This window comes from Amycolatopsis halotolerans (assembly GCF_042647905.1).
In the GTDB taxonomy this organism is placed as follows: domain Bacteria; phylum Actinomycetota; class Actinomycetes; order Mycobacteriales; family Pseudonocardiaceae; genus Amycolatopsis; species Amycolatopsis halotolerans.
Window position 1 is genome coordinate 71,775 of record NZ_JBHRWI010000011.1, and the last position, 12,840, is coordinate 84,614.

Consider the following 12,840-nt stretch of genomic DNA (forward strand, 5'->3'; position numbering starts at 1 on the left):
CTATCGGCCGCAAGCCTGGGGTTGCAGTTTCTGGCCGCCGCCGGAAAGCGTGACGGTCCCGGACGCTCCGCCACCACCTGCCTCGAGCACGGTGCAGATGATCTGTGAGACGGCGTTGGGCGTCAGTTCCCGCACGTTGACCCCGATCGCCGCGTCGCTCACGCCGATGGCGATGGGCTCGAACGACGGCGGCAGCTCTGTCGTGTACCCGCCGGCCCGTTCGCCCTCGTCCGGCCCCTGTTCCAGCACCCGGACCCGATCCGCGGCCACGTCGCCGACCCCGCTGCGGACCACCGGCACGACGTTCCCGTTCAGCACGAAATACACCATCGCCGCGTGCCCGAGGTTCCCGTTGGGCGGCCCGCTGGGCGCGTTCTCCCCGGTGATCACGCCGCTGGGCCGCACCCCGCAGCTCACGGTCAGCACCAACACGGCGATCAGCCCCAGCAACCGCTTCACTGCCGCACCTCCCGAGGCAGCCACAACGTGAACACCGCACCGCCGCCGGGCCGGTTCCCGGCGGTCAGCTCCCCGTGATGCAACCGCGCGTTCTCCCACGCGATAGCGAGCCCGAGCCCGCTCCCTTCCGACCGGCTGCGAGCGGTATCCGCCTTGTAGAACCGGGCGAACACGTGCGGAAGCACCGCCTCGTCCAGCCCCGAGCCGGAGTCTTCGACGGAAAGCGTGATCCCCCCCTGGTCGCCCCACAACCGGACGGTCACCGGCTCCCCGCCGTGCCGCAGCGCGTTTCCTACGAGGTTGGCCACGATCACGTCCAGCCGGCGCGGATCGACTCGCGCCCGGATCCCGTCCGGCAGATCGGTCTCCACGGCGAATCCCCGCGCCCGCAGAGTCGCCCGGACCGCCTCGGCCACGTCGACGTCGTCCACCGCGAGCGACGCGGTACCCGAGTCGAACCGCGTGACCTCGATCAGATCGTTCACCAGCCGCGCCAGGTTGTGCGTCTCCTGGCTGACCAGCCGCACCGCCTCGCCCGCCGCGTCCGGCAGCCGCTCCGCTTCGGCGTCGAGCATGTCGGTGACGGCGGTCATCGCGGCCAGCGGCGTGCGCAGTTCGTGCGACACGTCGGCGACGAACCGCCGGGCGTCGGCTTCCATCCGGCGCAGTTCGCCGACGTGCCGTTGCAGCGATTCGGCGGTCGAGTTGAACGTCTCGGCGACACTGGCCAGCTCGTCGCTGCCGCGCACCGTGATCCGGGCGTCGAGGTCGCCCGCGCCGAGCCTGCGGGCCGCGCGTTGCAGCTCGCCGACCGGCCGCAACACGCTGCTGGCGGCGAGTACGGCGAGCACCAACGCCACCACCAGCGCAGCCCCGCCGGCGAGCCACGCGTTCCTGGCGAGCCCGTTCACCGCCTCGATTTCCGCGTCGAGATTGCGCAGCTCGTAGACCTCGATGCCGGAGGGGATCGTCGGATTCCGCCGGTCGCCGGTCGAGATCAGCAACGGCGAGCCCAGCGCCAGCTGCGTCACGCCGCCGACGTCCACGCGCTGCCACGCGACCCGGCCGGCCTGCACTGCCCCGCGCAGGTCCGGCGTGATCGCCGAGGCGGGCATGGTGCCCGCGCTGTGCCCGCCGCTCGTCACCAGCGCGGAGTTCTTCCGGCTGTTCAGCCGGTCGGCGGCCGACTGCAGCGCGCCCGTGTCCACCGGCCGCCGGGGCAGCGGGTACAGCTGCTTGAGCTGGTTCGTCATCTCGACGGCGGCGTTGTCCTGGGTGCGCTGCAGGATCCCGTCACGGGCCCGCACGTACCCGATCCCGGCGACGGCCACCGCGGTGAACACGCTCAGCAGCGCGAACGCGACCAGCAGCCGGGTGCGCAGGCCCCGGAACTGCCAGCCGGTCACAGCGGCCCGAATCGGTAGCCGAAACCGCGCAGGGTCTGGACGTACACCGGTTTCGCGGCGTCGTCCTCGATCTTGGACCGCAGCCGCTGCACGCACGCGTCGACGAGCCGCGAATCGCCGAGATATCCCTGATCCCACACGGATTCGAGCAGCTGCTGGCGGCTGAGCACGCGGCCGGGGGAAGCGGACAGCTCCAGCAACAGCCGCAGTTCGGTGGGCGCGAGGCCGATGACCGTGCCGTGCTTGCTGACCACGAGACCCTCGCGGTCGATCGTGAGGTCGCCGTGCCGTTCCGGACCCGGTTTCGCGCCCTGGCCGCGCGGTTCACCGCCGGTTCGGCGCAGCACGGCGCGGATGCGCGCCTCCAGGACGCGGGCCTGCGCGGGCTTCACGACGTAGTCGTCGGCTCCGGCTTCGAGCCCGGCCACCACGTCGATGTCGTCGTTGCGCGCGGTCAGCATGATGATCGGCAGGTCGCCGGACGCGCGGATGCGCCGGCAGACCTCGAAGCCGTCCATCCCGGGCAGCATGAGGTCGAGCACGACGACGTCGGCCGGGTCCCCGGCGAGCCGGGCGAGGCCTTCCTCGCCGGTCTCCACCGCTTCGACCGTGTGGCCCTGATACGTCAGGGCCAGCCGCAGGCCGTCGCGCACGGCCTGGTCGTCTTCGATCAGCAGCACCCTCGGCATGTCTCCCACTATCGCAGCCCGCCCGTCCGTCCGCCCGGACAGTCCACAGCGGACAACCCGGCCCCAGCCTGCCCGGCCCGGATCCCCGCCCGGTGCGTGCCGTGTCATCGTTCGGTAACAGCGCCGCCGTCGCGAACTGTTACAGAGCCGTCAAACTCCGTGCGCAGTGCGCGCACACTGGGGCCCGAAAGTGAACGTCATGATCGAGTCGCTTCGCCGGCCCCAGGTTCTCGCAGCCGCCACCCGCCTCCTCGCGGTGGCGCTGCTCCCGGCGGCTTCCCTGCGTTCGCCCGGCCGCGGCCGGTACCTGGCCTGCCAGTGGGCGCTCGCGATGAGATACCCGGCCGAGGACCTCGAGGGCCTCAACGAACCGGCCCGCGCGGCCTTCACCGCGGCGCGCACCGAGGCGTTCTGGCGGCACCGCCAGCTCATCGGCCTCACCTCCGGCCACCGCGACGCCGCCGACCAGCACCGGCTGTTCGCCGAAGAGGTGCACCGCACCGGTTCCGTCACCGCGGCCCGGCGCCGGGTGCTGCCGCCGCACGAGTCGGCCCACGTTCGCGGCACGGCACTGGACGTGCGCCCGAGCGAGGGCGCGGCGTGGCTGGAGCGGCACGGGCCGCAGTATCGGCTGTATCGCCGCTACGACAACGAATGGTGGCACTTCGAGTACCACGCGCACACCGTGCCGATGCGGCTGCCTGACCCGGATTCCTTGCGTCCGTCTTCGATGGCCAGGGTCGCCAGCTAGGGTGATTTCCCGTTCGCGGCACGGGATTCCAAGTATCGTCGTTCGGGAACGCTGAGTGTTTTCTCTGCCGCTGAACGGTAATAGACCCTGGCCTGCCCGTGCTCGCCCGCCAGGTCGAGCAGGTGCGCGCGCACGACGTCGACGCGATGGTGGTCGTCCAGCCCGGCGATCTCGTCCAGCTGCCGCAATCCCTCGCGCGCGCCGTGGACCATGGCGACCGGGACGATCCGGTTCAGCGCCGCGACCGGACTCGGCGCGACGGCGAGCAGAAGGTCGTAGAGCGCGAGGATCTGCGGCCAGTCGGTGTCCTCGGCGCGGGCCGCCTCGTCGTGCACGGCGGCGATCGCGGCCTCGAGCTGATACGGCCCGAGCTGGGCGGTGACCAGGGTTTTCCCGATCAGGTCGAGTCCTTCGGCGATCGCGGCGGAGTCCCAGCGGGAGCGGTCCTGTTCGGCCAGCGGCACGGCGGCGCCGTCCGGCCGGGTCCGCGCGGGCCGCCGGGCGTCGCTGAGCAGCATGAGCGCCAGCAGCCCGGCGACCTCGCCGTCGCCGGGGACCCGCGCGTGCAGCTGCCGGGTGAGCCGGATGGCCTCGGCGGTGAGTTCGACCCGGTTGACCGCGGTCCCAGAGCTGGCGGTGTGCCCCTCGGTGAAGATCAGGTACAGCACCTGCAGCACGGCGGCCATCCGCTCGGCCCGTTGTTCCGGCGGCGGCATCCGGAATCGCGCGCCGCTGAGCCGTTTCTTCGCCCGGTTGATCCGCTGGCTCACGGTTTTCTCCGGCACCAGCAGAGCCCGGCCGATTTCCGCCGTGGTGAGGCCGCCGACCGCTCGCAGTGTCAACGCGAGCTGCGACGATTTGCCGAGTTCGGGGTGACAGCACAGCATCAGCAGGGTCAACGTGTCGTCGTCGGCCGGTGCCAGTTCCGGTTGCGGCACCGCCAACCCGGCGGCCGTGTGCTCGCGCTGCCGGCGGGCGGACTCGCTGCGTTCGATGTCGATGCGCCTGCGCGCGGCCGCGGTGATCAGCCAGCTCCTGGGATTGTCCGGCAGGCCCTGCTCGGGCCACTTCACCGCGGCGGACAGCAGCGCTTCCTGCACCGCGTCCTCGCACAGCGCGAAGTCGCCGAACCGGCGGCAGACAGCGGTGAGCACCTGCGGCGCGAGGTCGCGCAGAAGCTGGTCGAAACCGGGCGGGGGAGTCAGAGATCCAGCTCTTTCACGTTGCGGAGCGGCCGTACCTCGATCTTGCCGTACACCGCGTCCGGCACCCGGGCAGCGTGCTCCAGCGCCCGTTCCATGCTCTCGCATTCGACCAGGTAGAAGCCGACCAGATGCTCCTTGACCTCGGCGAACGGCCCGTCGCTCGCCACTGCCTTGCCGTCCCGCACGGTGACGCACCTGGCTTCGGCGGGGTCCGCCAGCCCATCGCTGAGCACCAATTCGCCGGACTCCTCGAGGGACCGGTTGAGCGCGAGGTGGCTGCGGCCGAACTCGGCCTTCTTCTCGTCCGGCAGTTCCTCCCAGAGCGCGCGGAACCGCGGATTGCTGTGGATCATGATCAGGTACCGCACTCCCGGGCCCCCTTCGAAAGTTTTTCGCCGCCGGTGTCGCCTTCCGGATTCCGGCTCCGACGTCCCCGGTGAAAGTCAGCTGAGGAAGGAGCATAGTAGTGCGGAAGATCGTGGCCGGACTGTCGGTTTCGCTGGACGGGGTGACCGAGTCGCCGCCGGACTGGATGCTGCTGAACCACGAGGCGGACGAGGTGATCCGGGCTAGCATCGCCGAGTCCGACGCCATCCTGCTCGGCCGGAACACCTACGCGGACTTCGCCCGGATGTGGCCCGGGCTGGGCGACTCGTCGCCGATGGCCGCGTTCCTGAACAACACCCCGAAGTACGTCGTGTCGAGTACGCTCGCCGAACTGGACTGGAGCGGCTCGACGCTGCTCGGCGCGGACCTGGCGGCCGAGTTGACCGCGCTCAAGGGCAAGCCGGGCAAGAACATCCACATTCCCGGCAGCCCCCGGTTGGTGCGCTCGCTGCTGCTGGCGGGTCTGCTGGACGAGCTCAATCTGCTGATCCACCCGATCGTGCTCGGCTCGGGCACGCGGCTGTTCGAGTCGCCCTCCGATCGGGTCGATCTCGAACTCGCTGCTTCCCGGACCTTCGAAAACGGCGTTCTCTCGGTGACCTACCGGCCGAAGCCGGGTTCCTGATTCTCAAGGAGGAAAAATGTTCGACACCAGCAAAGCATTCAGCGGTTTCTCCGTGGACGACATCCCGGTCGCGCGGAAGTTCTACGCCGAGACGCTCGGCATCGAGGTCACCGAAAACTGGGGGATGCTGCGCCTGCGCCTCGCCGAAGGACGCGAAGTGCTCGTCTACCCGAAGGGCGACAAGCACGTTCCGGCCGAGTACACCATTCTCAACTTCCCGGTCGACGACATCGAGCAAGCGGTCGCGGACCTCGGCGCGGCAGGCGTTTCCTTCGAACCGTTCGACGGGGTGGACGAGAAGGGCGTCTTCCGGCTCGGCGGTCCGCTGATCGCGTGGTTCAAGGATCCGGCGGGGAATATTCTTTCTGTCCTCCAAGAAAACTGAAGCGCAAGACTGAAGATGCCGGACCGGCCGCCCGGGTGAGAAGTTGGAGGCATGACGACGATTTCGGCGCCGGCCCGGAGGAGCTGGCGGGGATTGCTCGCAGTGGCGGCGGCAGCGGTTGTGGTCGCTTCGGCGGTGGGCTTTTTCCGTGCTTTCGAAATGCCCGGGACGGACCCGGCCGGTGCGATGGGTTCGATGGCCGACCGGCGGCTGCACGGCATGGCGCTGGCCGACATGCCGGAGATGTTCGTGGCCGGAACAGCGTTGCTGCTCGCCCTGGGAGCCGCGCTGGTTCTCGGCCGGACACGGCACAGTGTTGCCCCAGTTGCCCTGCCACAGCCGAAAGTCCGGGGAAAACGGACGATCGCGGTGGTCGCCACCGCCGCGCTGACAATCGACATCAGCAAGACGTCGACGTTGGGTTTCGTCATTCCCGGCCTGCGTGCGGAATACGGCATCGACGCCTCGACCGCGTCGCTGCTGGCGGTCAGCGGGCTGTCCGGCACCGCGTTGGGCGCTCTGCTGTGCAGCCAGCTGGCCGAGCGCATCGGAAGGCGGGCCTGCTACCTGCTCGCCACGCTCGGATTCACCGCGACCAGCATGTGCGGAACGATGCCGAACTTCGGCGGCAACGCGGTGATGTGCTTCCTGATGGGCATCGCCGTCGGCGGGCTGGCTCCGATGCTGATCACGGTCCTGAGCGACCTTTTCCCGGGACGCGGCAGGGGAGCGGTGGTGACCGGGTTGTCGATCGTCGCGACCGCGATCGGCTACCTGGTCGCGTCCGGCTCGGCGTTGTGGCTGGAGCCGGTGTTCGGATGGCGGGTGCTGTGGCTCATCGGCGCGCCGACCGGCCTGCTGCTGGCTGCCGCGGCAGCCGTCATCCCGGATCAACGCAGCGCCCCCGCGCAACCCGCGACCGAGACGAACTGGCTGGCCCGGAACACGCTCACCACGCGGCTGCAATGGGTGTTCGCCTTTTCGATCGGTTTGACCACGTTCGGCCTGACAACCTGGGTGCCGACCTTGTCCCGCGTCGGCGGCCTTTCGCTGACCACGGCGAACGCCCTGCTCACCGGATCCGCGGTGGCGATGGTGCTGTGTGCGGGACTGCTGGTGCTCGGCTACCGCCGCTTCGGCCCGACCGGCGTGACGGTGCGGTTGGCCGTCTGCACCGCGGTGCTGTTGCTGGCACTCGCGGTGTCCGGATGGGCAGTCGCCGCGCCGTGGCTGTCGGCCGCCGTGCTGACGGTCGCCTTGCTGGGCGTCAACACCATGGCCGCGGTGTTCCTCCCCGTCGCCGCCGACGTAGCCGACGACGGCCAGCGCGGCCGGGTCGCCGGATCGGTGTCGTTCTTCAACCGGCTCGGCGGATTGGCCGGTCCGCTGGTGCTTTCGCTTCTGGTCACGTCAGTGCCGGATGTGCTGACGGCGGTCGCGCTCCTCGCGCTGCTGTGCGGTTCGGTCGCCGCTTACACAAGCCGACGACAACGGATGCTGCGGAAGGCCGGTGCGGAGGTGGGGTGACTGCGGGGTCTGTCAGTGGTCGCCTTGCTGAGCGTCGACACGATGACGGTGGTGTTCCTGCCGTTTGCCGCTGATGTGTCCGACGACGGCCAGCGCGGCGGATCGCCGGGTCGGTGTCGTTCTCAACCGGCGCGGCGGCTGGCTGGCCCGATGGTGCTTTCGCCGCCGGTCACGTCCCTGCCCATGACTGTCCACAGTGGTCAAAACCGCCGGGCGAACGGCAACGGTCGACGCATCCGCACCAGCAACAGCAACGGGACCAGCACGTAAGGGAGGTTGAACGCGAGGAACTTGCCCGGGTTGCCAGTCCGGGTCGCCGGGTCCCCGAAGAACTCGACGCCGAACACGACGATCCCGGTGAGCGTGACGATCATCGTCGCGTAGATCACCGCGAACAGCTGGATCCCGTTGCGGCCCGCGACGAGGCACCAGACGAGCACGACATAGAAAGGCAGGTACGCGAACGCGGACAACCCGGTGACGATCCGCATCCAGTCCGGCGGGTGCATGAAGAGCGGGTCGGCGTCGTGGGCGTACCAGTAGTTGGAGTCGACGAAGAAATTGCCGGTCGGGTGGGAGAAGTCGACGCCGATCGTCGGCAGCAGGTCGCTGATCAGCGACGTCACGATGAAAACCGAGAAGATCACCGCGAAGAAGAGGTCGATCTTGCGCTCGCGCGGGGGCAGGTTCGCCGTCGTGGTGCCCATCGGCGGATTCTACGGCGTCGCGCGGGCGATTCCGGCAGTAAAGTCGCGGTCATGAACGCGTTCCAGGTGTGCCTCTGGGTTTTCGCGGGCGTGTGCGCCGGCTGCTGGCTGTTGTCGGTGCTCACCAGGGAGTACTCCTGGGTGGACCGGATCTGGTCGGTCGTCCCGGTGGCCTACGTCGGGATCTTCGCCGGTCACGCGGGGTTCTCCGACGCCAGGCTGAACCTGCTGTTCGCGCTCGTGTTCCTGTGGGGCGCGCGGCTGACGTTCAACTACGGCCGCAAGGGCGGCTACGCACGCGGCGGCGAGGACTACCGCTGGGCAGTGCTGCGCGCCCGGATGGCTCCGTGGCAGTTCCAGCTGTTCAACCTCTTCTTCATCACGCTCTACCAGAACGTGATCCTCCTGCTCATCACGCTGCCCGCGTGGACCGCGCTGGATCATCGGACGCCGCTGGGCGCTGTCGACATCGTGCTGGCGGTCGCGTTCGTGGGCTGCCTGTTCGGTGAGACCCTCGCGGATCAGCAGCAGTGGAACTTCCACCAAGGGAAGAAGCGCGAGACGGCCGCTGGGCGCACTCCGGACCCGCGGTTCGCGCAGACCGGGCTCTTCCGCTTTTCCCGCCACCCCAACTTCTTCTTCGAACAAGCGCAGTGGTGGCTGGTGTTCCTGCTCGGCGTCTCCGCGGCGGGCGCGGTCACCTGGACGATCGCCGGCGCGGTCCTGCTGACCGCCCTGTTCATCGGCTCGACGATCTTCACCGAGAGCATCACCCTCGGCCGCTATCCGGAGTACGCGGACTACCAGCGGCGCGTTTCGCCGATCGTGCCGTGGTTTCCGCGGCGCGCGGCGTCCGCGCCCGCGCGCGAGGGCTAGCCGGTACGTCCGGAATGTGGCGGTGGTCACGTCGATGCCGTGAACCGACGTCATGTCCGATGAGTCGGAAGGATACCGTTCGCTCAGTAGGGTGACGGTTCATACGACTGGGGGTGGACCCATGATCGGTTTCGAAACCGACGTGAAGGATCTGCGCAAGGCGAGCGGGTTCGTCGAGGACGCCGGGCACGCGGCGGAGACCGCGCGCGACGGCGTGCGCGGGCTGGACATGCCCGAGGCCACCGGACCACAGGGCATCTTCGGCGGGTTCAACCCGTTCGGCGGCGGCCCCACGACGGCGTTCGGCGGCTCGCTCGGCATGCGCCAGGTCGCGGCGGCGTACGAGTACCACCGCTCGAAGGTCGAGGAAGCGCTGGCGAAGCTCGCTTTCACCACGCAGCAGGCGAGCGTCGCGCTCGCGCGCGTGGCCGACCTGTACGAGAGCGCCGACGGGGAAGCGCGGATGGGCGTGCGCAACGCGGCGGGGGAGGGGCTCTGACGTGAGCGACCAGGAAAACTACTTCGGGCTGAGCAGCGGTTCGGACGAGCGCCCGCGCGAGCAGCTGCTCGAAGGCATCTGTGAGGACCTGCGGCAAGGCGCGAACGACGCGCTCGACGGCGTGCTGGCGTTGCGCTACGCGGAGTTCATGCTGTTCCAGATGATGGACGGCCTGTACGAGTCCTATCAGGACGAGGTCACGAGCATCTTCCGCGAGTTCTCCGAGGCCGACCTCAAGGACACCGGCGCTGGCCTGCAGGCGCTGATCAACTCCTACGAGCACATCTGGCAGAACCTCGGCCGCGGCTCGATGACGGAGCTGCGCCGGGCGAAGGAACTGATGGGCTCCTGGCGCGGCGAGGCGGCCGAGGACGTGAAGACGTATCTCGACCGGCTGTCGGAGACATACGACCAGATGGCCACTGAGATCTCGGTGCTGGAGAGTGGCGTCGTCGCGGGCCGGGACAGCGTGTGGGGTGCGCGGGACGACCTCAATACGCTGGGCAAGTCGTTCAAGGACGCCGCGGAGAAGTACCAGAAGGACAAGGCCAAGGAGGGCGAGATCTCGCTGTCCAAGGTGATGACGACGGCTTTCACCGCGGCGCTGGTCGGGATGCTGGCCGCGGTCGCGACCCCGGCGGCCGCGGGCGCCGGGCTGAGCCTCGCGGCGGCGGGCACGCAGGCCGCGGTGGCCGGTGCGGGCGCGGGGCTGTCCGAGGTCGTGGCGGAGGCCTCGGCGCGGGTCGAAGGGGAGTCCTCGAAGGAGATCTTCGAGAGTTTCCTCGACAACGTCGAGAAGATCCGCTCGGGAATGGACCAGTCGACCGGACGGCTCGCGGACAAGATCCGCGAGAAGGCCGACGGCCTGCCCGACATCCCGAAGCCCGCCGACGTGAGCCCCGGCGACTCGTTCGACCCGTCCAACTTCGAGACCTCCAACACCCCGAAGGACACCGAGAAGAAGGTCCGGGACCGGAACGTCGACATCGCGCCGGACGGTTCGGTGTCGCAGCCGCTGACGCCGTCCACACTGGACTGACGTGGCCGATCCGGGAGAACTGCTCCAGGCACTGTCCGCGTTGTCGGTCGAGGCGTCCTCGGCCGACAACGCGGTCACTGCCACAGTCAACACCGACGGTGTCCTCACTGGACTGAAACTCTCTGCCGCGGTGCGGAATTTGCCGCCGGAAGAGCTGGCAGCGCTGGTGCTGCACACGTATGCCGAAGCGCAGCGGAAATCGGCGCACGAGACAGCGTCGTTGCTGGCTCCGCTCGGCACTCGCGGGTACGTGATGGACCGGCTGAAGTGGCGGGCCGGGTTCACTCCGGACGTCGCTCCCGCGACTCCACCCGCTGCTCCTCGGCGGCCTGGTGCGTCCGTCGAAGCGAAACCGGCTGCGCCGCCGCAACCGGTTGTGGTGCCGATCCAACCGAAACCCGTTGCTGCGCCAGGGAATTCTTCCGTACCGCGGGCAGCAGCTCCCGGTCCTCGGCAAACAACGGGTGGCGCTTCCGCGGCGACGGGCGAGGGCGACTACCTCCGCGACCGCACCGCCGACCCCAGGCAACCGGCGGAACCGGAACGCCCGGTGAGCGACGAGGACTGGTACGAGGCCGGGGTGCGGTTCGACGAGGCCTGGTAGCGGCTCAGCTGAGCGTGCCCTCGTCGCCGAGCAGCTTGCGCAACCCCGGCAGGACCGCGGAAAGGTCTTTGCCCGTACGGAAAGCGACGACCGTCGTCTCGGTCTCGCCGGTGTTGCCGAACAGCGCGACCGTGTCCGCCATCGCGGCGTCGAAGGCCGCTTCCGGGTCTGTCGTCTGCCCGCGCAGCCATCGACGCAGGACGTGGTTGTGCGCCGTCACCACGGCCGCCGCCATGAGTTCGGCGCGCAGTGCGGTTTCCTCACCGCCGCCCATCCAGCGGTGGACGAATTCTTGGAACAGCCGTTGATACTGCCGTGTGCCAGCGATCTCCCGCGCGCGCAGCGCGGGCACGCTGCGGGTGAGCCGGTACCGCGCCAGCGCCAGATCGCCCTCGGCGACGTAATGCCGCAGCACCAGCCGCGACGCCTCGGTGACCGCGACGGTCGCGGTGCGCGGGTCGGAACCGGCCAGCCGGGCCTCGATCGCGCTCAGCAGCACCTCGTGGTCAGGGAAGATCACGTCCTCTTTGGACCGGAACGCGCGGAAGAACGTGCTGCGCCCGACGCCCGCGCGGTCGGTGATGTCGTCGACCGTCGTCTGGTCGTACCCGCGCTCCTCGAACAGCGCGAACGCGGCCTCGGTCAGCCGTTGCTTGGCCGGTTTGTCGGGCATCGGGCCACCTTTCGCACGCACGCTGCGGCCAGCCTAATCGCCTGCCGGCCCGAGCGAGCAGGGTGAGGTGGGCCACCCCGCCCTGGCCTACCCGTCGGTACTGAGTACCGTCATCATGAAACCAAGTACCGGAGGGATGGGTGAGGCACGTGGAGCTCGTCGGCGTGGTCGGCTGCGGCCAGATGGGGGCGGGGATCGCCGAGGTGTGCGCCCGGGCCGGGCTGGACGTCGTGGCGGTCGAGTCGAGCCAGGCCGCCGCCGACGCGGGCCGGGCGCGGCTCGAAGCCTCGCTGGCCCGGGCCGAGCGCAAGGGGAAGATCGCGTCCGCGGCCGACGTGCTGGGGCGGATCCGGATCACCGAGAACCTCGACGACCTGGCCGACCGCACGCTCGTCGTCGAGGCGATCGTGGAGAACGAGGCGGTCAAGGCGGAGCTGTTCAAGAAGCTGGACAAGATCGTCGCCGCGCCGGACGCGGTGCTGGCGTCCAACACGTCCTCGATCCCGATCATGAAGCTCGGCACCGCGACTCAGCGGCCGGCGCAGGTGCTCGGCATCCACTTCTTCAACCCGGTCCCGGTGCTGCCGCTGGTCGAGCTGGTGCCGAGCCTGCTCACCGGCGACGAGACCACCGACCGCGCGCGGAAGTTCGCCGAGGAGACGCTCGGCAAGCACGCGATCCTGTGCCAGGACCGGGCCGGGTTCGTGGTGAACGCGCTGCTGATCCCGTTCATCCTCGCCGCCGTGCGCATGCTGGAGTCGGGCTTCGCGACGAAGGAAGCGATCGACGAGGGCCTCGTGCGCGGCGCCGCGCACCCGCAGGGCCCGCTCGCGCTGGCCGACCTGATCGGGCTCGACACCACGAAGGCGGTCGCGGAATCGCTGTACGAGGAGTTCAAGGAGCCGCTGTACGCGCCGCCGCCGCTGCTGGCCCGGATGGTCGACGCGGGCCTGCTGGGCCGCAAGACCGGCCGCGGCTTCTACACCTACTGAGTTCCGGCGAGGAGAT

Annotated in this window: 16 protein-coding genes; 9 read left to right on the forward strand and 7 right to left on the reverse strand. The window is 69.5% G+C overall.

All coding sequences use genetic code 11. From position 1 onward, the window contains the following. From ACFORO_RS07835 to ACFORO_RS07845, 3 genes are read right to left on the reverse strand one after another with little or no spacing between them, the layout of a single operon-like run. Positions 1-459, reverse strand: a complete 459-nt coding sequence (locus ACFORO_RS07835; protein ID WP_377870664.1) for a hypothetical protein — start codon at positions 457-459, stop codon at positions 1-3. Then, positions 456-1,865 (reverse strand): ATP-binding protein, encoded by a 1,410-nt coding sequence (locus tag ACFORO_RS07840; RefSeq protein ID WP_377870663.1) that lies wholly within the window; start codon positions 1,863-1,865, stop codon positions 456-458. Before ACFORO_RS07840 ends, ACFORO_RS07835 begins: the two co-directional genes overlap by 4 nt. Beyond that, positions 1,862-2,554 carry a response regulator gene (locus tag ACFORO_RS07845; RefSeq protein WP_377870661.1) on the reverse strand — a complete coding sequence of 231 codons (693 nt, stop codon included), beginning with the start codon at positions 2,552-2,554 and terminating at the stop codon, positions 1,862-1,864. Before ACFORO_RS07845 ends, ACFORO_RS07840 begins: the two co-directional genes overlap by 4 nt. 199 nt (positions 2,555-2,753) lie before the next feature. Between ACFORO_RS07845 and ACFORO_RS07850 the strand changes: the two genes are divergently transcribed. Next, positions 2,754-3,305, forward strand: coding sequence for a D-alanyl-D-alanine carboxypeptidase (locus ACFORO_RS07850; RefSeq protein WP_377870660.1), 552 nt, complete (start codon positions 2,754-2,756; stop codon positions 3,303-3,305). Here the strand turns inward: ACFORO_RS07850 and ACFORO_RS07855 are convergent. Continuing rightward, entirely contained in the window at positions 3,302-4,510 is a 1,209-nt protein-coding gene (locus ACFORO_RS07855; protein ID WP_377870706.1) for an RNA polymerase sigma factor, read from the reverse strand. The genes ACFORO_RS07850 and ACFORO_RS07855 overlap by 4 nt on opposite strands. Further along, positions 4,507-4,878, reverse strand: a complete 372-nt coding sequence (locus ACFORO_RS07860; protein ID WP_354744589.1) for a YciI family protein — start codon at positions 4,876-4,878, stop codon at positions 4,507-4,509. Before ACFORO_RS07860 ends, ACFORO_RS07855 begins: the two co-directional genes overlap by 4 nt. Positions 4,879-4,976: 98 nt before the next feature. Between ACFORO_RS07860 and ACFORO_RS07865 the strand changes: the two genes are divergently transcribed. The 3 genes from ACFORO_RS07865 (at position 4,977) to ACFORO_RS07875 (ending at position 7,434) form a co-directional block, all read left to right on the forward strand. Then, the gene (locus ACFORO_RS07865; protein ID WP_377870659.1) at positions 4,977-5,522 is read left to right on the forward strand and encodes a dihydrofolate reductase family protein; all 546 of its coding nucleotides are present in this window, start codon (positions 4,977-4,979) and stop codon (positions 5,520-5,522) included. 16 nt (positions 5,523-5,538) lie between these two features. Continuing rightward, a complete protein-coding gene (locus tag ACFORO_RS07870) occupies positions 5,539-5,907 on the forward strand; it encodes a VOC family protein (protein ID WP_377870658.1) in 369 nt (122 codons plus the stop codon). 159 nt (positions 5,908-6,066) lie between these two features. Continuing rightward, the gene (locus tag ACFORO_RS07875; protein WP_377870657.1) at positions 6,067-7,434 is read left to right on the forward strand and encodes an MFS transporter; all 1,368 of its coding nucleotides are present in this window, start codon (positions 6,067-6,069) and stop codon (positions 7,432-7,434) included. A gap of 200 nt (positions 7,435-7,634) precedes the next feature. Here the strand turns inward: ACFORO_RS07875 and ACFORO_RS07880 are convergent, their stop codons facing one another. After that, positions 7,635-8,141 (reverse strand): EXPERA domain-containing protein, encoded by a 507-nt coding sequence (locus tag ACFORO_RS07880; RefSeq protein WP_377870656.1) that lies wholly within the window; start codon positions 8,139-8,141, stop codon positions 7,635-7,637. A 51-nt stretch (positions 8,142-8,192) separates the two neighbouring features. Between ACFORO_RS07880 and ACFORO_RS07885 the strand changes: the two genes are divergently transcribed. From ACFORO_RS07885 to ACFORO_RS07900, 4 genes are all read left to right on the forward strand, one after another. Next, positions 8,193-9,017, forward strand: a complete 825-nt coding sequence (locus ACFORO_RS07885; protein WP_377870655.1) for a DUF1295 domain-containing protein — start codon at positions 8,193-8,195, stop codon at positions 9,015-9,017. A 121-nt stretch (positions 9,018-9,138) separates the two neighbouring features. Further along, positions 9,139-9,516, forward strand: a complete 378-nt coding sequence (locus ACFORO_RS07890; RefSeq protein WP_344279014.1) for a hypothetical protein — start codon at positions 9,139-9,141, stop codon at positions 9,514-9,516. A 1-nt stretch (position 9,517) separates the two neighbouring features. Then, positions 9,518-10,555, forward strand: a complete 1,038-nt coding sequence (locus tag ACFORO_RS07895; RefSeq protein WP_377896509.1) for a hypothetical protein — start codon at positions 9,518-9,520, stop codon at positions 10,553-10,555. Position 10,556: 1 nt separating this feature from the next. Further along, positions 10,557-11,159: a YbaB/EbfC family nucleoid-associated protein gene (locus tag ACFORO_RS07900; protein ID WP_377870652.1), complete on the forward strand. Its 603-nt coding sequence runs from the start codon at positions 10,557-10,559 to the stop codon at positions 11,157-11,159. A gap of 4 nt (positions 11,160-11,163) precedes the next feature. Here the strand turns inward: ACFORO_RS07900 and ACFORO_RS07905 are convergent, their stop codons facing one another. Further along, the gene (locus ACFORO_RS07905) at positions 11,164-11,832 is read right to left on the reverse strand and encodes a TetR/AcrR family transcriptional regulator (protein ID WP_354744574.1); all 669 of its coding nucleotides are present in this window, start codon (positions 11,830-11,832) and stop codon (positions 11,164-11,166) included. A 140-nt stretch (positions 11,833-11,972) separates the two neighbouring features. Here ACFORO_RS07905 and ACFORO_RS07910 point away from each other — a divergent pair, with 140 nt between their 5' ends. Next, complete coding sequence (locus ACFORO_RS07910) at positions 11,973-12,824, forward strand: 3-hydroxybutyryl-CoA dehydrogenase (RefSeq protein ID WP_377870651.1); 852 nt, start codon at positions 11,973-11,975, stop codon at positions 12,822-12,824. The last annotated feature ends 16 nt before the right edge of the window (positions 12,825-12,840 follow it).

Excerpts from the sequence above, each read along its gene's own strand:
- ACFORO_RS07845 (WP_377870661.1), bottom strand. The coding sequence starts at position 2,554 with ATGCCGAGGGTGCTGCTGATCGAAGACGACCAGGCCGTGCGCGACGGC.
- ACFORO_RS07850 (WP_377870660.1), top strand. The coding sequence starts at position 2,754 with ATGATCGAGTCGCTTCGCCGGCCCCAGGTTCTCGCAGCCGCCACCCGC.
- ACFORO_RS07870 (WP_377870658.1), top strand. The coding sequence starts at position 5,539 with ATGTTCGACACCAGCAAAGCATTCAGCGGTTTCTCCGTGGACGACATC.
- ACFORO_RS07875 (WP_377870657.1), top strand. The coding sequence starts at position 6,067 with ATGCCCGGGACGGACCCGGCCGGTGCGATGGGTTCGATGGCCGACCGG.
- ACFORO_RS07880 (WP_377870656.1), bottom strand. The coding sequence starts at position 8,141 with ATGGGCACCACGACGGCGAACCTGCCCCCGCGCGAGCGCAAGATCGAC.
- ACFORO_RS07885 (WP_377870655.1), top strand. The coding sequence starts at position 8,193 with ATGAACGCGTTCCAGGTGTGCCTCTGGGTTTTCGCGGGCGTGTGCGCC.
- ACFORO_RS07890 (WP_344279014.1), top strand. The coding sequence starts at position 9,139 with ATGATCGGTTTCGAAACCGACGTGAAGGATCTGCGCAAGGCGAGCGGG.
- ACFORO_RS07905 (WP_354744574.1), bottom strand. The coding sequence starts at position 11,832 with ATGCCCGACAAACCGGCCAAGCAACGGCTGACCGAGGCCGCGTTCGCG.